Source organism: Caldinitratiruptor microaerophilus (genome assembly GCF_025999835.1).
Lineage (GTDB): Bacteria > Bacillota > Sulfobacillia > Symbiobacteriales > ZC4RG38 > Caldinitratiruptor > Caldinitratiruptor microaerophilus.
Genome location: NZ_AP025628.1, coordinates 3,447,975 through 3,474,815, shown reverse-complemented (window position 1 = coordinate 3,474,815; position 26,841 = coordinate 3,447,975). Strand labels below are relative to the sequence as shown.

At 72.2% G+C, this 26,841-nt stretch carries 23 protein-coding genes; 17 read left to right on the top strand and 6 right to left on the bottom strand.

The genetic code is table 11. The features are described 5' to 3' along the window. The first annotated feature begins 176 nt into the window (after window positions 1-176). The 4 genes from caldi_RS16860 (at window position 177) to caldi_RS16845 (ending at window position 6,899) form a co-directional block, all read left to right on the top strand. Window positions 177-1,895 (top strand): ATP-binding protein, encoded by a 1,719-nt coding sequence (locus caldi_RS16860; RefSeq protein ID WP_264842907.1) that lies wholly within the window; start codon window positions 177-179, stop codon window positions 1,893-1,895. Between the two features lie 3 nt (window positions 1,896-1,898). Then, window positions 1,899-3,299: a sigma-54-dependent transcriptional regulator gene (locus tag caldi_RS16855; RefSeq protein ID WP_264842906.1), complete on the top strand. Its 1,401-nt coding sequence runs from the start codon at window positions 1,899-1,901 to the stop codon at window positions 3,297-3,299. A 196-nt stretch (window positions 3,300-3,495) separates the two neighbouring features. Next, window positions 3,496-5,454 (top strand): acetate--CoA ligase, encoded by a 1,959-nt coding sequence (locus caldi_RS16850; protein WP_264842905.1) that lies wholly within the window; start codon window positions 3,496-3,498, stop codon window positions 5,452-5,454. A gap of 44 nt (window positions 5,455-5,498) precedes the next feature. Beyond that, window positions 5,499-6,899: a short-chain fatty acid transporter gene (locus tag caldi_RS16845; protein ID WP_264842904.1), complete on the top strand. Its 1,401-nt coding sequence runs from the start codon at window positions 5,499-5,501 to the stop codon at window positions 6,897-6,899. Window positions 6,900-6,999: 100 nt separating this feature from the next. On the opposite strand, the gene caldi_RS16840 is transcribed toward caldi_RS16845, so the two are convergent. The 3 genes from caldi_RS16840 to caldi_RS16830 all read right to left on the bottom strand — a co-directional run bounded on the left by caldi_RS16840 (window position 7,000) and on the right by caldi_RS16830 (window position 9,502). Continuing rightward, complete coding sequence (locus tag caldi_RS16840; RefSeq protein WP_264842903.1) at window positions 7,000-7,440, bottom strand: hypothetical protein; 441 nt, start codon at window positions 7,438-7,440, stop codon at window positions 7,000-7,002. Window positions 7,441-7,573: 133 nt separating this feature from the next. Beyond that, a complete protein-coding gene (lgt, locus tag caldi_RS16835; protein WP_264842902.1) occupies window positions 7,574-8,362 on the bottom strand; it encodes a prolipoprotein diacylglyceryl transferase in 789 nt (262 codons plus the stop codon). A gap of 174 nt (window positions 8,363-8,536) precedes the next feature. After that, complete coding sequence (locus caldi_RS16830; protein WP_264842901.1) at window positions 8,537-9,502, bottom strand: L-lactate dehydrogenase; 966 nt, start codon at window positions 9,500-9,502, stop codon at window positions 8,537-8,539. A 134-nt stretch (window positions 9,503-9,636) separates the two neighbouring features. Between caldi_RS16830 and hemE the strand changes: the two genes are divergently transcribed. The 5 genes from hemE to caldi_RS16805 all read left to right on the top strand — a co-directional run bounded on the left by hemE (window position 9,637) and on the right by caldi_RS16805 (window position 15,815). Beyond that, a complete protein-coding gene (gene hemE / locus caldi_RS16825; protein WP_264842900.1) occupies window positions 9,637-10,683 on the top strand; it encodes a uroporphyrinogen decarboxylase in 1,047 nt (348 codons plus the stop codon). A 58-nt stretch (window positions 10,684-10,741) separates the two neighbouring features. Further along, window positions 10,742-11,677, top strand: a complete 936-nt coding sequence (hemH, locus tag caldi_RS16820) for a ferrochelatase (protein ID WP_264842899.1) — start codon at window positions 10,742-10,744, stop codon at window positions 11,675-11,677. Beyond that, complete coding sequence (gene hemG / locus caldi_RS16815; RefSeq protein WP_264842898.1) at window positions 11,678-13,120, top strand: protoporphyrinogen oxidase; 1,443 nt, start codon at window positions 11,678-11,680, stop codon at window positions 13,118-13,120. Window positions 13,121-13,185: 65 nt separating this feature from the next. Then, entirely contained in the window at window positions 13,186-14,583 is a 1,398-nt protein-coding gene (locus caldi_RS16810; RefSeq protein WP_264842897.1) for a cytochrome ubiquinol oxidase subunit I, read from the top strand. Further along, window positions 14,580-15,815 (top strand): hypothetical protein, encoded by a 1,236-nt coding sequence (locus tag caldi_RS16805; RefSeq protein ID WP_264842896.1) that lies wholly within the window; start codon window positions 14,580-14,582, stop codon window positions 15,813-15,815. Before caldi_RS16810 ends, caldi_RS16805 begins: the two co-directional genes overlap by 4 nt. Window positions 15,816-15,822: 7 nt before the next feature. On the opposite strand, the gene caldi_RS16800 is transcribed toward caldi_RS16805, so the two are convergent. Then, window positions 15,823-16,371 (bottom strand): PCYCGC domain-containing protein, encoded by a 549-nt coding sequence (locus caldi_RS16800; protein WP_264842895.1) that lies wholly within the window; start codon window positions 16,369-16,371, stop codon window positions 15,823-15,825. 197 nt (window positions 16,372-16,568) lie between these two features. Here caldi_RS16800 and caldi_RS16795 point away from each other — a divergent pair, with 197 nt between their 5' ends. Then, window positions 16,569-17,276, top strand: coding sequence for a response regulator transcription factor (locus caldi_RS16795; RefSeq protein ID WP_319951775.1), 708 nt, complete (start codon window positions 16,569-16,571; stop codon window positions 17,274-17,276). Next, complete coding sequence (locus tag caldi_RS16790) at window positions 17,266-18,618, top strand: sensor histidine kinase (RefSeq protein ID WP_264842893.1); 1,353 nt, start codon at window positions 17,266-17,268, stop codon at window positions 18,616-18,618. Before caldi_RS16795 ends, caldi_RS16790 begins: the two co-directional genes overlap by 11 nt. A gap of 88 nt (window positions 18,619-18,706) precedes the next feature. Here the strand turns inward: caldi_RS16790 and caldi_RS16785 are convergent, their stop codons facing one another. Beyond that, complete coding sequence (locus tag caldi_RS16785; protein WP_264842892.1) at window positions 18,707-18,985, bottom strand: hypothetical protein; 279 nt, start codon at window positions 18,983-18,985, stop codon at window positions 18,707-18,709. 167 nt (window positions 18,986-19,152) lie between these two features. On the opposite strand from caldi_RS16785, the gene caldi_RS16780 reads away from it, so the two are divergent. The 4 genes from caldi_RS16780 to pcaF are packed head-to-tail and all read left to right on the top strand — an operon-like array spanning window position 19,153 to window position 23,297. Further along, a complete protein-coding gene (locus caldi_RS16780) occupies window positions 19,153-19,470 on the top strand; it encodes a MaoC/PaaZ C-terminal domain-containing protein (protein WP_264842891.1) in 318 nt (105 codons plus the stop codon). A 48-nt stretch (window positions 19,471-19,518) separates the two neighbouring features. Continuing rightward, the gene (locus caldi_RS16775) at window positions 19,519-20,289 is read left to right on the top strand and encodes an enoyl-CoA hydratase-related protein (RefSeq protein WP_264842890.1); all 771 of its coding nucleotides are present in this window, start codon (window positions 19,519-19,521) and stop codon (window positions 20,287-20,289) included. Beyond that, window positions 20,279-22,102, top strand: coding sequence for a 3-hydroxyacyl-CoA dehydrogenase NAD-binding domain-containing protein (locus caldi_RS16770; RefSeq protein ID WP_264842889.1), 1,824 nt, complete (start codon window positions 20,279-20,281; stop codon window positions 22,100-22,102). Before caldi_RS16775 ends, caldi_RS16770 begins: the two co-directional genes overlap by 11 nt. Further along, window positions 22,095-23,297 (top strand): 3-oxoadipyl-CoA thiolase, encoded by a 1,203-nt coding sequence (gene pcaF / locus caldi_RS16765; protein ID WP_264842888.1) that lies wholly within the window; start codon window positions 22,095-22,097, stop codon window positions 23,295-23,297. The genes caldi_RS16770 and pcaF overlap by 8 nt, the downstream gene beginning before the upstream one ends. 95 nt (window positions 23,298-23,392) lie before the next feature. On the opposite strand, the gene caldi_RS16760 is transcribed toward pcaF, so the two are convergent. Continuing rightward, entirely contained in the window at window positions 23,393-24,337 is a 945-nt protein-coding gene (locus caldi_RS16760) for a DMT family transporter (protein ID WP_264842887.1), read from the bottom strand. A 929-nt stretch (window positions 24,338-25,266) separates the two neighbouring features. On the opposite strand from caldi_RS16760, the gene caldi_RS16755 reads away from it, so the two are divergent. After that, window positions 25,267-26,154, top strand: coding sequence for a sensor histidine kinase (locus caldi_RS16755; RefSeq protein WP_264842886.1), 888 nt, complete (start codon window positions 25,267-25,269; stop codon window positions 26,152-26,154). Beyond that, the gene (locus caldi_RS16750; protein ID WP_264842885.1) at window positions 26,123-26,803 is read left to right on the top strand and encodes a response regulator; all 681 of its coding nucleotides are present in this window, start codon (window positions 26,123-26,125) and stop codon (window positions 26,801-26,803) included. Before caldi_RS16755 ends, caldi_RS16750 begins: the two co-directional genes overlap by 32 nt. The last annotated feature ends 38 nt before the right edge of the window (window positions 26,804-26,841 follow it).

The following is a 26,841-nucleotide window of genomic DNA, read 5'->3' as shown; positions in this document are numbered from 1 at the left end:
TGTCCCCACCATCTCCTCCCGAAATGTTATCCGGCCGAGACGCGCCGTCGCCGGGCACTGCACCCGAGAGCCTGCCCCGAGAGGAGCCGGTCTCTCAACCGACGAAATTCCCACATGCGTGGTCGTTGTCTCATCGCAGCCATATACGGCACCGGCGTTCCGGTAGGGGGAACCGGATGTACCGCCTCACATCCCTGCTCCAGAGGGCGGAGTCCGCTCTCCTGGAAGAAAAAGCGGCGAAACTCGGCGGGCTGGCACGCCTCCTCGAGCAGCGGCTCGAGTCCGACTTCGATGCGCTCCTGGCTCTGCAGCGGGCCTCCGGCCGCAGCCGGGAGGAGAGGATACGAGCCCTCAACGCCGCCCTCGCCCCCATGACCGACGAGATCGCTCAGGCGTTCCCCGGCGTGGCCCTGGGCTACTACGCGCGGGATCTCGACGCCATCGTCGCCTATGCGCCCCACGGTGAGTTCGGCCGCCTCGTCGGGGTGACGATCCCGCCGTGGCACCTGGGCCGCCAGGTGATGGAGCGGGGCCGCCCCATCGTGGCCGCAGGCACCATGGTGCGCGGCGACATCCTCAACTACATGCACCCCATCCTGCGAAACGGCCGCGCCGTCGGGTACACCTTTGCCAACGAGACGGTGGCGGACATCTACGCGCAGATCTCCGCCCGCGCCTCAGGGCGGTTCGACTGGAAGGCGTTTGGCCCCCTCCTCGGCCTGCTCGGGCTCTTGATCACCGCGACGTCGGCCTGGTTCGCCGCGCACGAAAGTTCCGAGCCGGCGGCGTCCGAGCCGCTCCGACGAATGCGGGAGTATCTCGATCTCTTCCTCGGGAGCCTCGACATCGGCATCGCCATCACGGACCACGCGGGCGCCCTCCTGTATCTGAACCGCACGGCCATGCGGATGCTGGGCATGGCGCAGGCTCCCGGACGGGGTACATCCTGGTTCCGCGTCCTCCAGCAACTCCTGCCGGGCTGGCGGGCCGACCCCGATGAGTTGCCCCAGCCGGGGGAGCTCCGGCGTTTCGGCCCGCTGGTGGCGACAGGAAGCCAGGGACTGCCGGAGGTCGACCTGGCCGTGGTGGGGATCGGCGCGCCTGCCGGCGCCGCTGGCGCCGGCAAGGCCGGGTACGCCTTTTACCTGGAGGAATTCCGCCGGGCCAGGGAACTCGACGAGTACCTCCAGCGCGCCAACCGGCTGGCCGCGGCGGGGGAACTGGCGGCGGTGATCGCCCACGAGGTGCGGAACCCGCTCACCGTGGTGCTCGGTTCCCTCGAGCTCCTACCGGAACGGGCCGAGGAGCCCGGTTTCATCCGGCAGGTGGTGAGGGTGGCCACCGAGGAATTGCGCCGGGTCAGCCGTATCATCGACGGGCTGGTCAGCTTCGCTCACTACTCGTCCCCCCGCGCCGAGGCCTTGGACCTCACCGAGGTCGTCCGCCGGGCCACCGACCTGGTCCGGTGGTACGGGGAGCGCCACGGCGTGCGGGTCGAGAGCGACCTCGAGCAGGGCGTGCTTGTGACGGGCGACGCCGACCACCTGCAACAGGCAGTTGTGAACCTGCTGCTCAACAGCATCCAGGCGCTGGCCGGCACAGGGGCCGGCGGCAAGCTGCGCGTCACCCTGCGGTCGGAGCCCGACGCCACGGCCCGCGTCCAGGTGGCCGACAACGGCCCCGGCATCCCTGCAGACGTGCTCCCGAAGATCTGGGACGTCTTCTTCACGACGAAGCCCGGAGGCACCGGCCTCGGCCTTCCGCTGGTCCAGCGGATCGTGGACCAGCACGGCGGGTACGTGGACGTCGAGTCGAGCCCGGGCAGCGGGGCGGTCTTCACGATCCGCCTTCCTCTGGCGGCGCGGCCGGGTCCCGGCAGCAGGGGGGTGGCGTGAGCCATGCGACCGCTGCTTCTCGTGGTCGACGACGAGCCGAACATGCTCTGGCTGTTCGAGCAGTCTATCGGGCAACGCTACCGCATTCGGGGGGCCCGTAGCGCCTCCGAAGCGCGACGGGAGCTCCGGCGGGCGCTGCCGGACCTCGTGCTCCTCGACCTCCGGCTCCCCGACGCCGACGGCCTTGTCTTGCTGACCGAACTCCGGAACGCCCACCCTCATCTCCCGGTCATCGTCATGACCGCGTACGCCTCGGTCCAGACCGCCGTGGAAGCCATGAAGCTCGGCGCCTGCACCTACCTCTCGAAGCCGTTCACCCTGCAGGAACTGCAGAGCGCGATCCAAGAGGCGCTCGCCGGCGCGCGTGCCGGCGGGGCCCACGCCTACCCGGTGGCGGCCGCGGGAGCCGGGCGGGCCGACATCCTCGGGAACAGCCCCGCGACCGTCGCGCTGCGGGAGACCGTCGCCCGGATCGCCCCGACGGACGCGCACGTCCTCATCCAGGGGGAGAGCGGGGCCGGAAAGGAAGTGGTCGCGCGGGCCATCCACGCCCTGAGCCGTCGGGCCGGGGGACCCTTCGTGGCGGTCAACTGCGCCGCGCTGCCGGAACAGCTCCTGGAGAGCGAGCTCTTCGGGCACGAGAAGGGCGCGTTCACCGGGGCCACGGCGAACCGCACGGGCCTGTTCGAACAGGCCCACCGCGGGACCCTCCTCCTGGACGAGATCGGGGACATGCCGCTGCCCCTGCAGGCCAAGCTGCTGCGGGTGATCGAGGAGAAGGTGGTGTGCCCGCTGGGAAGCAGCCGCTGCCGGCCGGTCGACGTCCGCATCCTGGCCGCCACGCACCGCGACCTGCTCCGGGAGGTGCGCCGGGGCGCGTTCCGGGAGGACCTCTACTTCCGCCTGGCCGTGGTGCCGGTCCGGGTACCGTCACTGCGCGAGCGCCCCGAGGACATCCCCGTGCTGGCGCGGCACTTCCTGCGGGAGTTCTCCTCCCGCTACCGCAAGATGTTCCGGGATCTCGACCCTGCCGCCCTCGCGGCCCTCATGAGCTATCCCTGGCCCGGCAACGTGCGCGAGCTGCGCAACCTCATGGAACAGGTCGCGGTGCTCTGGGACGGCGACCGCGTGGAGCTGCGCCATCTCCCCGACACATTCCGGCCCCAGGGGAGCGGAGTCACCGCGGGTGAGAACGTTCCGCTGCCCCGGCTCTCGAAAAGGGTGCGAACGGAGTTCGAAAGGGAGCGGATCCTGGAGGCTCTCCGACTCCACGGCGGCAATCGCACCCGGGCGGCGCTGCACCTGGGACTGTCGCGGCGAGCTCTTCAGATCAAGCTCCGAACCCTGCGTGAAGCCGGGCTCCTCCCAGCGGACCTTCCGCCGGACGCTGCGAAAGACGGTTAGCACCTGTGCACGGGAGCGCGAAGGAGTCTTCGCGCCCAGCCGGTGCTGCCTGCGAGGAACGGAACGTGAGGACCGCTCCAGTGGCGCCCCGAGACGGGGCCGGCAACGGCCCCGCTCTGCGGGGCCATTTGGCATGCAAATTGCAACCTGTGGAATTGGACGGCCAGACCACTGCAGAAGGGAGCGTGACCGCCGGTTGCCCGACTTCGACAGCGCTGCCCCCGGGGACGTCGTGTGGAGACCCACCCCCGAACAGATCCTGTCGTCCAATCTCTACCGCTTCATGGCCCGCCACGGCATCGCCACGTACGACGAGCTCCTGCGCCGCTCCGTCGATGACATCGAGTGGTTCTGGGACGCGGTGGTGCGGGATCTGGGCATCGCCTGGTACCGGCCCTACGAGCGCGTGCTGGATACGTCGCGGGGCATCCCGTGGGCCCGCTGGTTCGTGGGCGGACAGCTCAACCTGGCCAACGACTGCGTCGACAAGCACGTCGGCACGCGCCGGCGGAACCAGGTGGCGGTGATCTGGGAGGGCGAAGAAGGGGCCGTCCGCAAGCTGACCTACCGGGACCTGTACGTCGAGTCGAACCGCCTGGCGCACGGCCTGCGCCGCCTCGGGATCGGCCGGGGCGACCGCGTCGGCCTCCTCCTGCCGATGATCCCCGAGACGGTGATCGCCATCCTCGCCGTGGCGAAGGTGGGGGCCATCTTCACCCCGATCTTCTCGGGCTTCGCCCCCCAGGCCGTCACCACCCGGCTCCAAGACAGCGAGGCCCGCCTCCTCATCACCGCCGACGGCTTCTACCGGCGCGGCCAGCCCGTCGCCATGAAGGAGGCGGCGGACGAGGCCGCGGCGGCGTCCCCCAGCGTCGAGCACGTCCTGGTGGTCCGCCGGCTGGGCATCTCCGTCCCGTGGCACGAGGGGCGGGACGTCGCCTGGGACGAGCTCGTGGCCGGTCAGCCCGGCGAGTACCCCACCGCCTGGATGGACGCCGAGGATCCCTTCATGCTCATCTACACCTCGGGCACCACCGGGAAGCCCAAGGGGGCCGTGCACGTCCACGCCGGCTTTCCGCTGAAGGCCACTCAGGACATCGCCCACGCCTTCGACCTGAAGGAGCCGGACATCCTCTTCTGGTTCACGGACATCGGCTGGATGATGGGGCCGTGGCTCATCTTCGGCACCCTCATGCTCGGCAGCACGATGCTGCTCTACGACGGCGCGCCCGACCACCCCGGCCCCGACCGGCTGTGGTCCCTGGTGGAGCGGCACGGGGTGACGCACCTCGGGCTGTCGCCCACGGTGATCCGCGCCCTGATGGCCCACGGGGAGGCACCGGTCCGCCGCCACGACCTGAGCTCGCTGCGGGTCCTGGGGTCGACGGGCGAGCCCTGGAACCCGGATCCGTACATGTGGTACTTCCGCCACGTAGGAGGCGGGCGGTGCCCCATCATCAACTACTCCGGCGGGACGGAGATCTCCGGCGGCATCGTGGGCGCCACGGTGCTGCAGCCGCTCAAGCCCACCTCCTTCACCGGGCCGATCCCGGGCATGGCGGCGGACGTCGTGGACGACGAAGGCCGCCCGGTCCGGGGGCGGGTGGGCGAACTCGTGATCCGCAAGCCGTGGCCGGGCATGACCCGGGGCTTCTGGCGGGACCCCGGCCGGTACCTGCAGACGTACTGGTCCCGCTGGCCGGACGTCTGGGTGCACGGGGACTGGGCCTCGATCGATGAGGACGGCTTCTGGTACATCCATGGCCGCTCGGATGACACCATCAAGATCGCCGGGAAGCGGGTCGGCCCGGCGGAGATCGAGTCCGCCCTGGTGGCCCACCCGGCCGTGGCCGAGGCGGCGGCGATCGGGGTGCCGCACCCCGTCAAGGGCGAGGGGGTGGTGGCCTTCGTCATCCTGCGGCCGGGGCACGAGCCCTCCGAGGAGCTGCGCCAGGCGCTCAAGGAGCAGGTCGCGGCCCAGCTGGGCAAGGCCCTGCGTCCGGAAGACGTGAAGTTCGTGACCCAGCTCCCCAAGACCCGGAACGCGAAGATCATGCGCCGGGTCATCCGTGCCCGCTACCTGGGCCAGAGTCCCGGGGACCTCTCCGCGCTGGAAAACCCGGAGGCCGTGGAGGAGATCGGCCGGGCGCGCTGAGCCCGGTGGAGGCCACTCTCGAGTAAAAGGAGGCGCTGGCTGGAATGCAGGAAGAGCGTCACGCCGGATGGACGGCCGCCGCGCAGCCGGAGCGGATTCCCTTCGTGGCGACCCTGGCGACGGCGGCAACCCGCTGGTCCACACGATGGGTACCGGACGCGTACGTGCTGGCGATTCTACTGACCGTGCTGGCCTCGGTCCTTGCGCTCACGTTCACCCCCTCCACGCTCCCGCAACTGGTGGAGTTCTGGGGCCGGGGGTTCTGGGAACTCCTCAGCTTCTCGATGCAGATGTCGCTCATCATCTTCACCGGGTACGTGGTCGCCGTGGCGCCGCCGGTCTCGCGTTTGCTGGACCGGCTCGCGGCACTCGCCCGCACTCCCCGAGGGGCGGTCGCGCTCATGGCCGTCGTGTCGATGGCCCTCGGCCTCGTCAACTGGGGGTTCTCGATCGTCGGCTCGGCCGTGTTCGTCCGCTTCCTTGCGAAGCGGGTGCGAAACGTGGACTATCGGCTCCTGGTCGCCGCCGCGTACCTGGGCCTCGGGACCACGTGGCACGCCGGTCTGTCAGCGTCCGCCCCCCTCCTCGTCGCGACGCCCAAGCACTTCCTGGAGAAAGACATCGGCATCATCCCCGTGACGCAGACCATCTTCCACCCGTTCAACCTCGTCCTGGTCCTCATCGTCATCGTGGCGATGGCGCTGCTCACGCCCGCGCTCCATCCCGGCCGCGACGAGACGGTCACCGTCGATCCGGCCGTTTTGGCGGAGATGGAGGAGTTCACGCCGCCTGCGAGAACCGAATACACCCCGGCCACAGCCCTCGAGTACAGCCCGCTCGTGAACTGGCTCATCGGACTGGCAGGCATCGCCTATCTGCTGCTCTACTTCCGGGGCAAGGGCCTGGCAGCCATCAACATCAACGTGGTCAACTTCATCTTCTTGACGCTGGGGATCCTGCTGCACTCACGGCCTGCATCGCTCCTGAAGGCGGCGGAGGAAGCCGGGAGGTACGTGTGGGGGGTCGTCTTGCAGTTCCCCTTCTATGCCGGAATCTTTGGCATCGTTCAATACTCGGGCCTGTCCGACCAAATCGGCAACTGGTTTGTGTCGTTCGCGACGAAGGAGACGTATCCGGCGATCGTCTACTGGTACAGCGGACTGCTGAACTACATCGTGCCGTCGGGTGGATCCAAGTGGGCGATCGAGGCGCCTTACATCATGAAGGCAGGCGCCCAGCTCGGCGTCCCCAACGCCCTGACCGTCCTGTCCTACGCGTGGGGAGACATGATGACCGACATCATCCAGCCCTTCTGGGCGATTCCGCTTCTCAGCGTGGCCAAACTCCGGTTCCGGGACATCATGGGCTTCGCGGTGGTGATCTTCCTGGTCTACGCGGTGCTCACGTCCGTAGCATTCTTGGCCGCGCCGCTGTTCTTCCGGTGACGGCCCGCAGCGGGGGAAGCAGTTCCCGCGTCGGTGGAAGGGTGAAAAACCCGGCACCTGTCTTCGGGACAGGTGCCGGGTCCTCTCCTCGCCACAGGGTTCAGGAACTTTCCCCGCCGGCGGAACCGCCGAACCTCCGGCTGAATCGCACCCCTGCCAGCGGCACGGTCATCCCGGCGACGACTTTCCCCAGGTCCTCCCCTTCGAACGTCTCCTGGTGCTCCGGCAGGGGTTCGAGGGTAAGGTAGATGTCCGACTCGCCTTCCATCGCCGCCAGGATGCCGTCGCCCGGGCCTTCCGGGATGCCGACGCCGATCTGGATGCCGCCCTGGACCGGCCAGTACACGAAGAGCACGTGCAGGCGGTAGCCGGGGTGGTAGGCCCACCGGTAGGTGAACTCGTCGGGCTGCCCGGCGAGGACCTGCTTGAGCTCCACCTCGAGCTGGGGCACGCGCAGGAAGACGAGCGACCGGCCGTCGGGGGCCCGGACGCTCAGGCCGCCTTCCGGCAGGAATACCTGCGGGAGCTCCGGTTCGCCCACGAGTCCCCTCCCCTTTCGCGCCCGAGGTGGGACCCTCAGCAGCCCCAACGCTCCGGCACGGCTCAAGTGTACCGCATCTCCGGGAGGAGGGAAGCCGGAGCAGCGAGTATCCGGGCGCGCCGTCCGGCCAGTCTCACGCCGACTGCCCGGTCGTGAGCCGCCGGGCCTGCCGCGTCCGGACCGCCAGGATCGTGCCGGCGACCGCGATCGTGGCGAGGCTGGCGAGCTGGGCCGCCTTGAAGCCGCCGATCATCAGGCTGTCGCCCCGCAGGAACTCGAGGCTGAACCGGCCGGCAGAGTACAGGATCGCGTACAGGAGCACCACCGTGCCCCGGGGCAGGGGGCGGTCCAGCAGCCGCACGAGCACCGCGAAGATCGCCAGGTCCCAGAGGCCCTCGAAGATCTCCGCCGGCCAGAGCGGCTGGGCGCCGAACGCTGCGTAGGCCGGGGTCCCGGGCGGGTAGACGATGCCGAACCACGTGCCGGTCGGCCGCCCGTAGGCGTCACCGTTCAGGACGCAGGCGGTGAGCCGGCCGAGACCCTGGGCCAGCACCGCCGCCGGCGCCACCGTGTCGAGGAAGTCCCACAGGTCGATCCGCCGCGTCCGCGTGAACCACACGGCCGCCAGGACCCCGCCCAGGACCGCGCCCTGGATCGACAGGCCGCCGTGCCAGAGTGCCAGCATCTCGGCGGGATCGCCGCGGTAGTTCTCCCAGCTGAAGGCCACCTCCCACAGCCTCGCGCCGGCGACGCCGGCGACGAGGGCGTACAGGAAGAAATCCTCGATCTGGTGAGCCCACGGCCGGCCGCGCCAGCGGGCGATCCGACCGGCGATCCACAGGGCGATCAGGGCGGCCGCCGCGATGGAAACCCCGTACGAGCGGACGGGGAAGTCGCCGATCGTGAAGAGGATGGGGCGCATCGGTCGTCACCTCCGGGGGGTGGGTGCCCCCCATGCTGCATGTAACGTCGCATTGTAACCGACGAATGTGAAGGAATTACGAACGCCGCTCTTTCCTGGCCGCGTGGCAGCCAGAGTTCGGCCGCTCCGGCCAAAGTGCATTCAGACCCGCGCCGGCCCGGCGCCTGGGCGCCCTCATAGCGCCAGCGAGCGGATGAGCCCCTTCAGGGTCTCGGCGGAGCGCCGCAGGGCCGCCACCTCGTCCTCGGCGAGCGGCAGGTGGACCCGTCCCTCCACCCCGGCCCGGCCGACGATCGCCGGGAGGCCGAGGTACACGTCGTCGATGCCGTACTCGCCCCGCACAAGGGTCGAGACGGTGAGGACGGAGCGCTCGTCCCGGAGGATCGACCGGCAGATGCGCTCCAGGGCCAGGGCGATGGCGTAGTAGGTCGCGCCCTTCGCCGCGATGATGTGGTAGGCGGCGTCCCGCACGGAGACGAAGACGGCCTCCCGTTCCTCCGGGCCGAGGCCGCCGCCCGGGAGGCCGGCGGTACCGTCGCGGGCCGTCTGCGCCGCCACCGGCACCCCGCCCACGGTGGCAAGGCTCCACACGGGCACCTCGGTGTCCCCGTGCTCGCCCACGATGTACGCGTGCACGCTGCGGGGGTCGACCCCCAGGCGGGTGCCGATCATGTACCGGAAGCGGGCCGAGTCGAGGAGCGTCCCTGAGCCGATCACCCGCTCAGGCGGGAAGCCGGAGAGCTTCCAGGCGGCGTAGCTGAGGACGTCGACGGGGTTGGTCGCCACCAGCAGGATCGCCCGCTCGGTGTGGCGCACGACGTGGCCGAGGACCTCCCGGAGCACGTCGACGTTGCGGCGCAGGAGGTCGATCCGCGTCTCTCCGGGCCGCTGCGCCACCCCGGCGGCGATGACGACGATGTCCGCCCCGGCGCAGTCGGGGTAGTCGCCGGCCCAGATGCGGGCCGGCCGGGCCAGAGGGATGCCGTGGTTCAGGTCGAGGGCGTCGCCCTCGGCCTTGGCCCGGTTCTTGTCGATCAGGACGATCTCCTCGGCCAGCTCCCGGAGGAGGAGCGTATAGGCGAAGGTCGAGCCCACCAGCCCCGTGCCGACGATGACGATCCGGTGCCGCTGGTCCCCCATGCGATCGACCTCCCCGTGGTCCGGCCGGTGCGCCCCGTCACATCGCACCGGCCGGACGGCCCTCAACATGGTAAGATGGTTGGATGAGGGACAGGCTACTCCTCCCCGCGGGGGTGGCCAAGCGAGGTCAGGCGATGCGCAGCGACCGCTTTCTCAAGGCCTGCCGGCGGGAGCCGGTGGATGCCACGCCGGTCTGGCTCATGCGCCAGGCGGGCCGGTACATGGAAGAGTACCGGCAGCTGCGGGCCAGGTACCCGTTCCTGACGCTGTGCAAGACCCCGGAGCTGGCGGCCCGGGTCACGCTGCAGCCGGTGGAGCGGTTCGAGGTCGACGCCGCCATCCTCTTCGCGGACATCCTGCTGCCGCTGGAGGGGATGGGGATCGACCTCGCCTTCGGCGAGGGGGACGGGCCGGTGATCCGCAGCCCGATCCGCTCGGCGGGGGACGTGTCGCGGCTGCGGGTGATCGAGCCGGAGGCGGACGTGCCCTACGTCCTGGAGGCGATCCGCCTCGTGCGGGCCGAGCTTGCCGGACGGGTGCCGCTCATCGGCTTCGCCGGGGCGCCGTTCACGCTGGCGAGCTACATGATCGAGGGCGGCAGCTCCCGGGAGTTCCGCCTCACCAAGGCACTCATGTGGTCTGACCCCGCCACGTGGCACGCGCTCCTGGCCAAGCTGGCCGAGGTGACGATCCGCTACCTGACGGCCCAGATCCGGGCCGGCGCGCAGGCGGTGCAGCTCTTCGACTCCTGGGCGGGGGCGCTCGGCCCCGACGACTACCGGGAGTTCGTGCTGCCCCACACCCGGCGGGTGATCGAGGCCCTCCGGCCGGCAGGGGTGCCGGTGATCCACTTCGCCCACGGGGCGTCGACCCTGCTGCCGCTCATCCGCCAGGCGGGCGGGGACGTGATCGGGCTCGACTGGCGGATCGACATCGGCGAGGCCCGGCAGATCCTGGGGCCGGCGTTCGCCGTGCAGGGCAACCTCGACCCGATGACCCTCTTCGCCCCCCCGGCGGTGATCGAGGACCGGGTCCGGCGGATCCTGGACGCCGCCGGACGGTGGCCGGGGCACATCTTCAACCTGGGGCACGGGATCCACAGGGAGACACCCGTGGAACACGTGCAGGTGCTAGTGGACGCCGTCCACCGGCTGAGCCGCGCGCCCGCCGGGGAGGCCTGACCGCGCGCCGGCCCGGGCGGGAGCGGAGCAGAACGGCGATCGACGAGGAGGACACAGGATGCCGCAGCAGGTCGCGCAGGAAGCGGTGCTCCTCATGGCCTTCGGGGGCCCGGAGTCGCTCGACGAAGTCCCGGGCTTCGTCACCCGCCTCACCGGGCGCAAGCTCCCGCCACCGGCGCTGGCGGCGGTGGTGGACCGCTACCGCCTGGTCGGCGGCCGTTCCCCCCTGCCCGAGACGACCCGGGCCCAGGCGAGAGCCCTCGAGGCCGAGCTCGCCCGCCGGAACCGGCCCGTTCCGGTGCGGGCGGGGTTCCAGTTCAGCGACCCCGACCTCGCCGCGGTGGTGCGGGACCTGATCGCCGGCGGCGCGCACCGGATCGCGGCGATCACGATGGCGCCGTACCGCTCGCAGCACAGCACCGCGGCCTACGAGACGACGGTGCGCAAGGCGGTGGAGGAGCAGGGGGCGGGCGCGGAGATCGTGTTTGCCCCCGACTGGTACCTCCACCCCCGCTACCTGGATGCCCTGGAGGAGCTCCTCCGGGAGTCGCTGGCGCAGGTGGCGGCGGAGGAGCGGGACCGCGTGCCCGTGATCTTCTCTGCCCACAGCCTTCCCGTCGAGTACGTCGAGAAGGGCGACCCCTACCCGCAGCAGTTCGAGGCGACGGCCCTCGCGCTGGCGGAGCGGCTCGGCCTCGATCACTGGCGGCTGGCGTACCAGAGCAAGAGCGGGCCGGGGGGCGAGTGGCTGGGCCCGGAGGTCGAGGAGGTCCTCGAGGAGTTCGCCCGGGCCGGCGCGCGGACGGTGGTGGTCGACCCCATCGGCTTCACCGTGGACCACCTCGAGACCCTGTACGACAACGACGTCGTGCACCGCCGCAAGGCCGAGGAGCTGGGGCTCCGGTTCATCCGCACGGCCTGCCCGAACACGCGGCCCACGTTCATCGCCGCCCTGGCGGACCTGGCCGAGGCGGCTCTCGGGGGCAAGCGGTAAGTGCGTCGCAAGCACGTGGTGGTCGTCGGCGGCGGGATCACGGGGCTCGCCGCCGCCTACCGCCTGCAGGAGCGGGCCCGGGAGGCGGGCCTGGCCGTCGACTGGACCCTGGTCGAGCGCGAGAGCCGCCTGGGCGGGAAGATCGTCACGGAGGTCGTCGACGACTTCATCGTCGACGGGGGGCCGGACAGCTTCCTGTCCGAGAAGCCGGGGGTGATCGACCTGGCCCGCCGGGTCGGGGCGGCCGGCCGGCTGCTGCCGACCAACGAATCCGAGCGGGGGACGTTCATCTACTCCCGGGGGAGGCTTCACCGGCTCCCGGACGGGCTCCTCATGATGGTCCCGACCCGCCTCTGGCCCATGGTCGCCACCGGCCTGCTCTCCTGGCCCGGCAAGCTGCGGATGGCGATGGACCTCTTCATCCCGCCGCGGCGCGACCGGGCGGACGAGAGCCTGGAGAGCTTCGTCGTCCGCCGGCTGGGCCGGGAAGCCCTGGAACGCATCGCCGAGCCGCTCGTCGCCGGCATCCACGCCTCCGAGCCTTCCCGCATGAGCGTGCGGGCGAGCTTCCCACGGTTCGTGAGGATGGAGGAGGAGCACGGCAGCCTCATCCGGGCCGCGCTGGCGGCCCGGCGGCGGGCGGCGGCCGCAGCGCCGGGGGGCGGCGCCGGCGACCTCCCGGTGCCGCGCACGTACTTCATGAGCTTTCGCGGCGGCATGGGCGACCTCACCGCCAGCGTGGCGGCGCGCCTCGACCCCGGCCGGGTGGTCCTCGGCCGGGGCGTGTCGGAGATCGCCCCGGGCCGGGACGGGGCGCCGTACGCCGTCTTCCTCGAGGGTGGCGGGCGGCTGGAGGCGGACGCGGTGATCCTGGCGACGCCGTCGGTGGACACGGCACGCCTCCTGGAGGGGGTCGACCCGGAGATCGCCGGCCTGGTCGGCCAGATCCCCATGGCCCCGGCCATCACGGTGTCGCTCGCCTGGCGCCGGGCCGATCTCCCGCCGGGCCTGGAGGGGTTCGGCTTCCTCGTGCCGGCGGTCGAGCGGCGCCGGCTCATGGGCGTCACGTACAGCTCGGTCAAGTGGGAGGGGCGGGCTCCCGACGGCAAGCACTTCCTCCTGCGCGCTTTCCTCGGCGGCCCCCGCGACCGGGGCCTGGTCCAGGCCCCCGACGCCCACGTCGTGCGGATCGTCCGCCAGGAGCTGAAGGAGATCGCCGGGATCGCGGCGGAGCCCATCTTCGCCCGCGTCTACCGCTGGGAGCATGGCATCCACCAGTACACGCTGGGGCACCTCGAGCGGGTGGCGGCGATCGAGGGCGCCCTCGCCCGGCTGCCCGGGCTCTTCCTGGCCGGCGGCGCGTACCACGGCATCGGCATCCCGGACTGCATCCGGTCGGGTGAGGGCGCGGCGGAGGCCGCGCTGGCGTTCGTGCGCGCATAACGGGTGAACCTCCCTGGCATCGTAGGGGTGAGAAGCCCTTACGGGCGGCCAGGGGGGAGCCCCGGTTGAACTACCCGGTCCTGGAAGTGCCGGTCCTCGGCGGCGGCCTGCTGATCGCGATCATCTCGATCCTGCACGTGTACACCGCGCACTTCGCGGTGGGCGGCGGGCTGTACCTCGTGCTCACCGAGGGGAAGGCCTACCGGGAAGGTGACCAGGCGCTCCTGGACTTCGTCCGGGGCTTTTCGCGCGTCTTCGTGCTGCTCACGGTCGTCTTCGGAGCCGTGACCGGGGTCGGGATCTGGTTCACCGTCGGCACGGTGACGCCGCCGGCGACCTCCTCGCTCATCCACCTCTTCGTCTGGATCTGGGCGATGGAGTACGTGCCGTTCTTCGTCGAGATCACCACCGCCCTGGTCTACTACTACGGCTGGGACCGGCTGAGCCCCCGGATGCACCTCCTCGTGGGCTGGCTCTACACGGTGGCGGCGTACTCCAGCCTCGTCTTCATCAACGGCATCCTCGCCTTCATGCTCACGCCGGGGGCCTGGCCCCGCACGGGCAACGTCTGGCACGCCTGGTGGAACCCCGGGACCCTGCCCTCGCTCGTGATGCGGACCTCGGTGGCCCTGGCCCTGGCCGGGCTGTTCGGGCTCCTGACCGGGACCCGCCTGAAGGACGACGGCCTCCGGCGCCGCGTGGTCCGCTACTCGGCGATGTGGCTCTGGCCGGCGTTCATCGGCCTTCCGCTCGGGGGGCTGTGGTACTTCAGTCGGGTGCCCGAGCCCGCCCGGGCACAGTTCCTGGGCGGCGCCGCCGCCGTGACGATCTTCATGGCGGCCAGCCTGGTCCTGTCCGTGCTCATCCTGCTCTTCACGTACTGGGGCCCGTACCGGGAGCCGGGCCGGGTGTCGTTTCCCCTGGCCCTCCTCTTCGTGACCCTGGGCCTCCTGGTCACCGGCACCTCGGAATGGGTCCGGGAAGCGATCCGCAAGCCCTACGTCATCTACGACTACATGTACGTGAACGGGATCCGGCCCGCGGAGGTCGCCGAGATCGACCGCCGCGGCATCCTGCGCTACGCCCGGTGGGCGCGGCCGGTGCCGGCGGGGCCGTCCCCCGACGCCGTGCTGGCCCGCGGCCAGGAAGTCTTCCGGCTGCAGTGCATGGCCTGCCACACCGTCGACGGGTACAACGGGGTCCGGGCGCTCGTGCGCGGCTGGACCCCGGAGTTCACCGAGTTCCAGCTCCGCCACCTGAACCGGCTGAAGGGCTTCATGCCGCCCTTCGCCGGCACCGACGAGGAGCGGCGCGCCCTGGCCGCCTGGCTGGCGAGCCTGAACCCGCGCCCGCCCTGGGCGCCGTCGTCCCCCGAGGCCCGCCCGGCAGCGGCTGCGCCCCACAGCGGGGCGGATGCCCCGGCGGCCGTATCCCCGAACATGAGGAGGCTGTTGCCGCAGTGATCATCCCCGCCCCCGACCCGATTCCGTTGCCGGGGCCCGTCGGGCTCCTGCAGTTCCTCCTGGTCCTGGGCTGGTTCCTCCACGCCCTGCCGATGTACGGCCTCCTGGGGGGCTCCCTCATCACGATCGTCACGGAGGCGCTGGGGAGACGGAGCGAGTTCCACGCGCGCCTGGCCCGGCGCCTGTGGTCCGTTCTCCCCGGCGTCATGGGCGTGGCGATCACCTTCGGGATCGTGCCGCTCCTGTTCCTGCAGGTGCTGTACGGGCAGGCGTTCTTCGCCACGTCGGTCCTCGTGGCCTGGCCGTGGCTCTCCGTGATCCCGGCCCTGCTCCTCGCGTACTACGGCCTGTACGCGAACGCGCTGTGGGGGGACCGGATCGGCCGGTGGCGGCTGGCGATCGGCCTGGGGAGCTTCCTTCTCATCGGCTGGGTGGGGTACCAGTTCACCAGCCACGTGCGGCTGATCGAACAGCCGGCGCTGTGGCCGGCGATCGCCGGCAGCCCGGCGCGGCAGAGCTTCTACCTGGGACGGGACGCCGCCACCGTCCTGCGCTTCCTGTACTTCTTCACTGGCGCCCTGGGCCTGGCCGGCGTGCTGGTGGTCCTCCTGGCGGGCTACCAGCGCCGGTGGGGCGAGGCCGGGCGGGAGTTCACCGCCGCGGCGGCACGGTACGGCGGCCGCTGGGGGCTGGCCGGCCTCGCCGGGCAGGTGCTCGCCGGCGCACGGCTCCTCGCGCTCCTGGGCGCCGGTGGAGCGGCGCCGGGCCTGGACGCGGGGATCGCCGCCATCGGGCTGTCCGGCCCGTGGGGAGTCGTGCTCCGGGTGTGGCTGGCGCTCACCGTGCTGGCCGCCGTGCTGCTGGTCGTGGCCCAGCTAGGGCCCGACCCCCTCCCTGCCGGGCTCGGGGCGCTGGCCCTATTGGTCCCGGCCCTCGCCCTGACCGCGGTCCAGCGCCTCTGGCTGCGGGAAGCGGCCCTGGCTGGAATCCTGGAGGTCGAGACCCTGCCGGTCGCCTTCCAGACAGGCCCCTTCCTCCTGTTCGCGGGCGGCCTGCTGCTGGCTGCCGTCGTGATGACCTGGGTGCTGGTGATGACGCTGCAGCGCCGGCCGGTGCAGGTACCTGCCGCGGCCGCTCCCCCCAGCGTGGCGGCCGGCGCCGCCGAGCCGGCCTTCGTCACCTGGGCCCGGGAGGCGATCGCCCGGCTGGTGCGGCCGCGGCCGAAGGTGTAGGGCCGGATCAGGCCGGCGGCAGCGGCGTGGGCGTCGGCGGGACGCCGCCGCCGGCGTACTGCTCGTCGATGGCCCTGCGGATCTCGGCCAGGGACCGTCCCTCCGCCTGCATGCGGATGGTCTGCGCCGTGATGTTCAGGCACACCCCGCAGCCGGCGGCGTGCGGGTCGTGGACGAACCGGCCTCCCCGCACCTGACCGTAGCAGTCCGCGTTGCTCTTGTGGTAGCCGTGCTGCCGGTCACCGCAGCCGCAGTAGCAGGGGATGTACTGGAGCGTGTCCCGGTTGGCGAGCGCCCAACGGTACAGCACCCGGATGGAGTCCGGCACCTGGGCGAGCCACGCCGGCTCCGGCGGCACGGAAACGGCGGCGCGTCCCGGACCGGCCGCGCCGGCCGCACCGGTCGGAGTGCCCGGATTCCCACCGCCCACGCGACCCCGCGCGACAGCCGCTCCGAGCGCGATCAGCGCCGCCGCTGCCAGACCGCCGGCGATCCGTGCCGTACCCGGGCGGAGCCGTCCCGCCCGGTTCCTTCCGTCCCTCGTCCTGCTGCGCATTCGAGCTCCTCCCTCCCCGCGTCCCGGGGGCGCCACGCCGGCAGAACGCTTCGTCCGGCCGCGGAGAACCTCCTCCCTTTGACTCGGTACCCTGCCCGGGTGGACAGGCCCTGGCCCGGGCGCGTACATTCATGGGGGGACGCCGCCCATGCCCGGCCGGCAGGCCGGGGCCGGCGTCCGGAAGGGAGCCGGCGTTGGTGCAGGGGAAGCGGATCCTGGTCGTCGACGACGAGCCTGCCATCCTCGACGTGGTCCGGGCCTACCTCGAGCGCGAGGGGTTTGCCGTGGAAACCGCCCCGAGCGGCAGCCAGGCGCTCATCACGTTCGCCCGCTGGAAGCCGGACCTGGTGATCCTGGACCTCATGCTCCCGGACATCGCCGGGGAGGAGGTCTGCAAGGAGCTGCGCCGCCAGAGCGACGTCCCGATCCTGATGCTCACCGCCCGGACGGGGCAGGACGAGATCGTCGAGGGTCTCGCCCTGGGCGCCGACGACTACGTCACCAAGCCCTTCAGCCCGCGGGAGCTGGCGGCCCGGGTCCGGGCGATCCTGCGTCGGGCGCAGGGAGGGGCCGCGCCCCTCGTCGACCGGATGAGCTTCGGCGGCGGCGCCCTGGTGATCGACACGGTTCGCCGGGAGGTCACGGTCCGCGGCGAGCCGGTGGCGCTCACCCGCACCGAGATGGACCTGCTGGTCACGCTGGCCCGGCATCCGGGACGGGTCTGGACCCGGGAGGACCTCATCGCCCGCTTGCGGGGGCTCGACTACACGGGCGACGAGCGGACGATCGACGCCCACATCCGCAAGCTACGGGCCAAGATCGAGGCGGACCCGAAGTCGCCGGAGTTCATCCTGACCGTCTGGGGCACGGGCTACAAGTTCGGGGGCACGCCCGGTGCTTCGTAGTCTACGGTCCCGGCTGGCCCTGGCCTTCGCCCTGCCGGCCGCCGGGGCGCTGATCGCTGCCGGGGTCCTGAGCGGGCTTCTCCTCGAACGCCACATCGCCCTTTACCTCGCCGACACCCTGCGGGACCGCGCCGGCCGCATGGCGGCGGTCCTCGCCGCCGGCTACCGGCCCGGGACCGGGTGGCCGGCGGAGCTCATGGGCGCCCTGGGCTCGTGGGGCCTGTCGGAGGGGCTCACGCTGGCGATCCGGTCCCCGGCGGGCGATGTCCTGTGGCAGCAGGGACCGGCGGTCGCGGCCCCGGCAGAGACCGTGGAGGTGCCTGTCGTGGCCGGCGGACGGACGGTCGCCACCCTGGTCGCCGCCGTGCCGCCTGGGGGCATCGCCACCGAGCGGGAGGCGCACCTGCGGCAGGGCGTCCGGCAGGCGCTCCTGGGCGCCCTGCTGGTCGGCGCGGGGATCGCCCTGGGAGTGACGCTCTTCGTCGGCCGGGAACTGGGCCGGCCCCTGGCGGCCATGACCCGGGTGGCGCGGCGCATGCAGGCGGGAAGCTGGGATACCCGGGTGCCCCCGCAGGCCGTCGCCGAGCTGGACGCGCTCGGCCAGGCCCTGAACGCCCTGGCCGGATCTCTGGAGCGCCACGAGGCGTACCTCCGCCGGATGACCCGGGACGTCGCCCACGAGCTGCGCACGCCCCTCGCCGTCGTCCGCAGCCACCTGGAGGCGCTCCAGGACGGGGTGTGGGAACCGACCCCGGAGCGGCTCGGCCTCGTCCACCGCGAGGTGATGCGCCTGGTGGGGCTGGTCGATCAGCTCGGCGCCCTGGCCGAAGCCGAGGGCGAGGCGCTGCACCTCCGCCTCGAGGAGATCCCGTTGCGCTCCCTCCTCGACCCCCTGGCAGCCGGGTACGAGCCGCTCTTCGGTCAGAAGGGGATCGCCTTCCACTACAGGCCCCCACTTGAGGCGCTGTGGGTCCGGGTCGACCCCGACCGCGCCACCCAGATCCTCGTCAACCTCCTCGCCAACGCCCAGCGCTACACGCCGGCGGGCGGTACGGTGTGGCTCGAAGCCCGGCAGCAGGCCGGCGAGGCCCGGATCGCCGTGCGGGACACCGGCCCGGGCATCGCCCCGGAAGACCTGCCGCACCTCTTCGAGCGGCTGTACCGGGGCAAGGCCGCCCGGGGCGAAGGTCAGGAGGGCGGCGCCGGACTCGGGCTGGCCATCGCCCGCGCCCTCGCCGAGGCGCACGGAGGCCGGATCGAGGTTCGGAGCCGCCCGGGCGAGGGGGCGGAGTTCACGCTCGTTCTACCGGCGGCGGGCGCGCATGGAGCACCCACAGCGTAGCAGGAAACTGTGAAGGGAGTGCGAAGGAATGTGGAGGCTGCGCCGCGGGGGCGCAGCCTTCCTGCATTTCGGGCCCCCGGGGGCGGCCCTAGCGGTCGCGGCGGGACCGGCGGCCGTGGGTCACCGCCTCGGCCTGCCGGACAGCCGGGAGCCGGCGGGCGGCGGTGGTCAGGTCGACCCCGATCTCGCGCGCCACCTCGTGGGTGAAGCTCTCCGGCCGTGGCAGGCCCTCCCGCAGCGGGGCCAGATCGCCGTCGGCGTCCGGTCCCTGCCGGTAACCGGCGCCCGTGGCCGCGCCCCAGCCGAGGGCATCCGTCGCGGCGGCCCCGGGACCCGCCAGGTCGGCGGGAGAAAACCGATCGGGCACGGGAAATCACCTCCCGTCCGGCTTTCCGTCCCGTAGGATGCCCGGAACGCGGGCACCCGCGCCACCCGGCTCGAACCGCCTGGCCAACCGGTCCTGACCGAGAAGGTGCCGTACGTTCACGAGTGTAACTAGAGTATAGACTGCCTCCGGAGAAGGAAGAGCGCGCCGTGCCGGACCGGTACTTCGAGGAGTACGCCGTGGGCGAGCGATGGGTTGCAGGAACCGGGCTCCTCCACATCGCCCCCGACCGGCTCGTCGCCTTCTACGGCATGGACCGGGTGCGGTTCACCGCGCCCGTCTTCATCGGCGACACGATCCACCGGGAACTGGAGGCGGAGGGGCTGGAGGAGCGGGGCCCCGGCGACGACATCGGGGTGGTGGGGCAGCGGATCGTGAACCCGCGGGGCGAGACGGTCGCCGTCGCCACGCTGCGGATGCTCGTCCGGCGGCGCCCCGGAGCGCGGCCGCCGGCGGCAGCCGGCTGATCCCCGCCGGACAGGACACCCCACCGCCCGACGGAGGGAAGAGCGCCCGTGACCTACGAGACCGTTCTCTACGAAGTATCCGGCGGCGTCGCGGTGATCACCCTCAACCGGCCGGACCGCCTGAACGGGTTCACCCGGCAGATGCACGCCGACCTCCGCGCCGCCCTGCAGGCGGCCGCCGACGACCCCGCCGTGCGCACGGTGGTCCTCACCGGCGCCGGGCGGGCGTTCTGCGCCGGGCAGGACCTGGAGGAGATCGGGCAGGGCCCCGTGGGCGACCTGGTGCGCGAGCGGTACAACCCCCTGATCCTCGCCATCCGCCGCCTGGACAAGCCGGTGCTGGCCGCCGTGAACGGCGTGGCCGCCGGTGCGGGCATGAGCCTGGCCCTGGCGTGCGACCTGCGGGTCGCCTCCGAGCGGGCGAGCTTCACCACGGCCTTCGTGCGTGTGGGACTGGTGGCGGACAGCGGCATGAGCTTCTTCCTGCCCCGGCTGGTCGGCAGCGGGAAGGCAGCCGAGCTGCTCTTCCTGAGCGAGCGGATCGACGCCCACCAGGCGCTGGCGCTCGGCCTGGTCAACCGGGTGGCGCCGGAGGGCGAGTTCCCCGCTGCCTGGCGAGAATGGGCCGAGCGCCTCGCCCGCGGCCCGGCGGCGCTCGGATACATGAAGCAGCTCCTGGCGCGGTCCGCGCACGCCACCCTAGAGGAGCAGCTGGAGCACGAGGCCTGGTTCCAGGGGCTGGCGGCCGGTTCCGCCGACGGTCAGGAGGGGGTCCGGGCATTTGTCGAGAAGCGGGAGCCCCGGTTCCGTGGTCCGTAGCGATGCCCGCCCAGCCGAGGTCCTGGGCGTCGCCGGCGCCGGCACGATGGGCGCCGGCATCGCCCAGGTGGCGCTTGCGGCCGGGCTGCAGGTGATCCTCCACGACCCCGCCCCCGGGGCCCTGGAGCGGGCGGCCGCGCGCATCGCCGACGGTCTGCGGCGTGCCGCCGCTTCTGGCCTGCTGCGAGAGGAACCCGGGGCGGCCCTGGCACGGTTGCAGTCGGCCCGGACGGTGGGCGCGCTGGCCGCGGCCACGTTCGTCGTCGAGGCGGTGCCGGAGGACCCGGACGTGAAGGAGCGCTTCTTCCGCGACCTGAGCGGCGTACTCTCCCCGGACGCCGTGGTGGCCAGCAACACCTCCTCCCTCCCCATCGCCCGGCTGGCTGCGGCCACCGGCCGGCCCGATCGCGCGCTGGGCCTCCACTTCTTCAACCCCGTGCCGGCCATGCGGCTCGTGGAGGTCATCCCCGGTCCGGACACGTCCCCGCGTACCCTGTCCCGTGCCCTCGCCCTGGCGCGGGCCCTGGGGAAGACGCCGGTGATCGCCCGGGACGGGCCGGGGTTCATCGTCAACCGGCTGGCCCGCCCCTTCTACCTGGAGGCGCTCCGCCTCGCCGGCGAGGGGGTGGCCGCCCCCGCGGACATCGACCGCCTGATCCGGGCGGCCGGCTTCCGCATGGGCCCCTTCGAGCTCATGGACCTCATCGGGATCGACGTGAACTACGCCGTGAGCCGGTCCGTCCATGACCAGCTCCACGGCGAGCCCCGCCTGCGCCCCCACCCGATCCAGGCGGCGATGATCCACGCCGGCCGCCTCGGCCGCAAGACGGGGGCGGGCTTCTACCGCTACGAGGGGGTACGCGGCACCCCCCGACCCGATGCCGGCGCGGCCCGGTCCGCGCCGGCCGCACCCGATCCGGACCCCGCCCGGCCAGGCCCCTCCGGTCCCCTCCTCGTCCTGGCCACCGACCCCGCCGACGCCGAACCCCTCGCCCGGGCGGCCGGACGGGCGGGGTACGCCCTTCACGTCGAGGTCGTGGCCCCGCCCGGTCCCGAGACCCCGCCCGACCTCCTGCTGAGCGGACAGGCAGAGGCAGTCGCCCGCACGGCCGGGGCCGCCTTCGACCTCACGTGGCTCGATTTGCGGGCGCGGCGGGCGCTGGCGGCGGCCCTCGACCGCCTGCTGCCCCCGGAGGCCCCGCTGGTGGCCGCGGCGGCGACGGTCACGGCCACCGAGATCGCCGCGGCCTGCCGCGACCCCGGGCGGGTCGCCGGCCTCGGCGGGTTCCCTCCGTACGGCGCCGGGGACGCGCTGGAGCTGATCCTGCCGGTCCAGGCCGGCACCTGGCCGCCGCCGGGCGAGCCGGCGGGGCTGCCGTGGGCGGCGGACGCCCCTCCGGGGGAGGCCGGAAGTCCGGCGCCGGCCCCCGACCTGCCCCCGGCCGCCCTGAGGGCGGCTGCCCTGGCGGAACGCCTGGGCTACCGGGCCGTCTTCGTGGCCGACGGCGCCGCCGGCGTGACGGCCCGCATCCTCGCCTGCCTGGCCAACGAGGCGGCCTTCGCCCTGGCGGAGGGGGTGGCATCCGCCGGGGCCATGGACCTGGCGATGCGCCTGGGTGCGAACTGGCCGGAGGGTCCGCTGGCGCTCGCCCGGCGGCTGGGCCCCTCCCGGGTGGTGGCCGTGCTCGAGCACCTGGCCGCCGACCTCGGCCCCGACCGCTACCGCCCCGCTCCGCTCCTGCGGCGCTGGGCGGCGGCCGGCGGGATGCCGATCGTCCGACCCACACCGGAAGGAGGGGCTCGCGATGCCTGAAGCCGTGATCGTCGACGCCGTGCGGACGCCGATCGGCCGGTACGGCGGGGCGCTCAAGGACGTGCGGCCCGATGACCTGGCGGCCGTCGTCATCCGGGCACTGCTGGACCGCAACCCGGCCGTGCGGCCCGAGGAGATCGAGGACGTCTACCTGGGTTGCGCCAACCAGGCGGGGGAGGACAACCGGAACGTCGCCCGGATGGCGCTCCTCCTGGCGGGGCTGCCGGTCACGGTGGCCGGCGCGACCGTCAACCGCCTTTGCGGCTCGGGCCTCGAGGCCGTGAACGACGCAGTGCGGGCGATCCGGGCCGGAGAGGGCGAGATCTTCATCGCCGGCGGGGTCGAGTCCATGACCCGGGCCCCCTTCGTCCTGCCGAAGGCGCCGGCGGCCTTCGCCCGCCAGACGGAGATCTACGACACGACGATCGGCTGGCGCTTCGTGAACCCGCGCCTCGCCGCCATGTACCACCCGTACAGCATGGGCGAGACGGCCGAGAACGTGGCAGAGAAGTGGGGGATCACCCGGGAGGAGCAGGACCGCTACGCGCTCCTCAGCCAGCAGCGCTGCGCGGCCGCCGTCCGGGAGGGGAAGTTCCGGGACGAGATCGTCCCCGTGCCGGTGCCCGGCCCGAAGGGCGAGACCGTCCTGGTCGAGGCCGACGAGCACCCCCGGCCCGACACCACCCTGGAGAAGCTGGCCCGCCTGAAGCCGGCCTTCCGGGAGGGCGGCACGGTCACGGCCGGGAACTCGAGCGGGATCAACGACGGGGCGGCCGCCCTGCTCCTGATGTCCGAGGAGAAGGCCCGCGCCCTCGGCCTGCGGCCGAGGGCGCGGGTGGTGGCCACCGCTGTTGCGGGCGTCGACCCGGCCTACATGGGCGTGGGGCCCGTGCCCGCGACCCGCAAGGCCCTCGCCCGGGCGGGGCTCACCGTGGCCGACCTGGACCTCGTGGAGCTGAACGAGGCCTTCGCCGCCCAGGTCCTGGCCTGCGTGCGGGACCTGGAGCTCGACCTGGACAAGGTGAACGTGAACGGCGGCGCCATCGCCCTGGGGCACCCGCTCGGCTGCAGCGGCGCCCGCATCCTGACGACCCTCGTGCACGAACTCGGCCGCCGCCGGGGCCGGTACGGCCTGGCCACGATGTGCATCGGGGTCGGGCAGGGGATCGCCACGGTGGTCGAGCGGATCGCCTAGTTTTCACCGCACGAGCGCGAACCCGATCACCCGGCGATGGCGGCCGCGCCGACCAGGCCCGACACACCGTACCGCTCCCTGAGGCCAGCGTCATGTCACCGGGCCGGCCGCGCCTCGACGGGGCCGGCTTCCGCTCGCCCTGGGTGCTCCTGGTTCCGGCGCGCCGCGGAGACCTGTACCGTGATCACGGCGGCCACGATGGCCCCCGCCCCGACCAGTTGAAGCCACCTGAGCCCTTCTCCCAGGAGGAACCACGCCACCACGGCGGCGACGACCGGCTCGGCGGTAGCGATGATCATCGCCACCGTGGCCGGCAGGGCGCGCACGCCGTAGATGTAAAGGCCGAACGGCACCGAGGAGGCCAGCACCGCAAGAAAGGCGTAGAACGGCCACAGGGATCGGTCGGCCAGGTAGGGCGCGAGCACCCAGGGAGGTGTCACGAACTGGGCGGCCAGCGCCGCGCCCCCCATGCCCCACACGAGCTGCGCCCACGGGCCGACCCGCCCCTCGAACCGGCCGCCCCAGACGCTGTACCAGGCCATCGCGAAGGCCGCGCCGATGCCGTAGGCCAGACCGAGGGGCGATAGCGTCATCCCCTGCTCTCCGCCGAGCACCAGCAACCCGGCGCCCCCCACGGACAGCACGATCCCCGCCAGCAGGGCGGGGCCCGGCCGCTCCTGCCGGAACGCCCAGCCGTACAGGGCGCTCAGGACCGGGGCGAGATACTCCAGGAAGATCGCCGTGGCCACGTTCGTCTCGGCGATCGCCAGGAAGTACGTGTACTGCACCAGCAGCATCGGGCCGGCGCCCCAGAGCAGCAGGGGGAGCCACTGGCCCCGCGGGACCCGGAGCAGGTTCCGGTTCGCCAGGGCCAGTGCCGGCAGGAGGCCGGCGAAGCTCAGCGTCATCCGGAGGGCGACGAGGACCATGGGCGGCAGGGCGGCATCCCGGAACACGAGCCGGGCCACGGCGCCGGAGATGCCGAACAGGGCGGCGGCGAGAAGTACGGCGAGGGAGCCGCGAAGGATGGTCGGCGGCAAGGGCGAGACCTCCTGGCAGGCGGTCTGGAGGGCGTATGCGCTGAGCCGGACGGGGTCAGTGAACGTTCTCTTAGCCTGCCTCGCTCTCGGGGATGTCCACCCCGAGCGCAATCGTTCCGACCGGGACCGGCCCGGACAGCTTCAGGCGCTCGAAGGGGCCAAGTCGGGCGATGACGTCGTGTGCCCTGCGCTGCCGCTCGTTGCCGGCGGCGAGGTAGGTAATATCTTCCCACCGCTCGGACGGGTGCGCGGGGTAACCTCCAGGCGTTCATCTGTTGGCCGGCTTGCGGGGCAACCTCGGGTTGCTTGAAGCCGCGACGAAGTCATAGAGGGCATTCCCGAGCCGGCCCCCGATCCCCTGCTCCGGGTGACGGACGAGCCGGCGGCAGGCTGCACCGGTGGGGAGGGGAGGTGCAGGGGCGTGTACGTACCGTCGTACGGAACGTCCCGCAGAAGTTGATACGCAAGTCGGTGGCTTGCGTATCAGGGTTTGCGTGTCTCCCCCCGCTCGCGAGGGCCCGCCAGGGTTTCAGGTGCTGGCAGACGGCATCGCTCGTGACAGAATGTCCGGATTATGTCGAGTACATGCCACTCGCGGAGGAGGGCAACGCAAGAGTTGATACTCAAGCCAGCAGCTTGTGTGTCAGGATCTGCGTTTCGTTCCGACCGGCGGGGAACTGTACCGGCAGACGGAACCCCTGACCGTACGGCGGCGACAGCGAGTTTGGTTGCCCACGGGCTGGGTGGACCCAATGGTGAGCGCTGCGGCGAGCGGGGCCGCGGCGGCGGCCAGCCGGGGCCGGGCGCGGGGGCAAGAACGCCGCGGGCCTCGGTAGGATTCGCCCGGGCAGGACGCGAATAGTCCTTCCGGACAGGTGCCCCCCACCCGTATCTCCGGTACACTCGTATCAGGGGGGCGGTCGGCGGCAGTGAACCTGCGAGCGGTACGGTGGATCCTGGCACTGCTCCCGGCCTTCATGGTGGGGGCCTTCGAGTGGTGGCGGCACACGCTGTACGACTTCATGCCGCAGTGGATCGGCAACAGCCTGGCCGCGGGGATGGCCGTCGCCGGCTCCATCCTGTACTACAAGGCGACCTGGACCCTCATCGAGCGCCTGCAGGCGGAGGTTCAGGCACAGCGGGCGCGGGAGCAGGTTCTCCGCGAGCGGGAGCGGATCGCCCGAGACCTCCACGACAGCATCTCCCAGGCGCTCTTCTTCTGCAACGTCGAACTCCAGAGCCTCCAGCGCCACCTGGAGGCGAAAGACCTCGACCGGGCCCGGCGCGCCGCCGAGGAAGTGCGGAGCGGGATTGCCTCGGCGTACGAGCAGGTGCGGCACACCATCTTCGACCTGCGGCTCATGCCGGAGACCGCGTCCCCAGGCGACACGGCACCGCTAAGGCCCACGCTCGAAGCGCTCCTCGCCGAGTTCTCCCGGCAGACCGGGATCGCCTCAAGCCTCGAGGGCAAGGACCCCGTCCCGCTCCCCAGGGGTACCCTGGGCGAGGTGCTGCGGATCGTGCGGGAAACCCTGTGGAACGTGCGCAAGCACGCCGGAGCCAGCCGGGTGACCGTGGTGCTGGAGAGCCGGGACGGGCACCTGCACCTGGTCCTGAAGGACGACGGCGCCGGCTTCGACCCGTCCCGGGTGAAACCGGGCTTTGGCATCCAGACCATGAAGGAGCGGGCATCCCTGCTCGGCGGCACCCTGGAGGTCGCCTCGGAGCCGGGCCGGGGGACGGAGGTCCGCCTCCGCGTTCCGCTCGCCGGAGGGGTACGAGGACATGCAGACGGTGCGCACCCTGATCGTCGATGACAGCCCGCTGTCCCGGCGGGGCATCGCCGCCGTGCTCGGCGAGGACCCCTCCTTCGAGGTGGTCGGAGAGGCCGCCGACGGGATGGAGGCCGTCGAGAAGGCGCAGGTCCTGATGCCGGACCTGGTGCTCATGGACATCCGGATGCCCCGCATGGACGGCCTCGAGGCCACGAAGCGGATCAAGGCCGTGCTCCCCTACGTCACGATCGTGATCCTCAGCGTGTCCGAGGACGTGCAGGACTTCTTCGAGGCGATCAAGTACGGGGCGCAGGGCTACCTGCTCAAGGACATGCATCCCGAGCAGTGGCTCGAGTACCTCCGCGCCGTCATGAACGGCGACGTGCGGGTGTCGCGCAGCGTGGCCTCCCACATCCTGCGGGAGTTCGCCCAGTCGGCCGCCGAGGGCGAGGCGGCGGGCGAACTCACCGCCCGCGAGCGGGAGGTCCTGGAGGCGGTGGCAAGCGGCCTCAGCAACCGGGAGATCGGTCAGCGCCTCCACATCGCCGAGACCACGGTGAAGAACCACCTCCGCAACATCCTCACCAAGCTGCACCTCCGCAACCGCACCGAGCTCGTCGCCTACGCCTACCAGCACGGTTGGCTCCGGCGCACGCCGGGTGGTACCGCCGGCCGGAGCCCAGGAGGCTGAAAAGAACACCCCCGTGCCGACCGCCCGTGGCATACTAC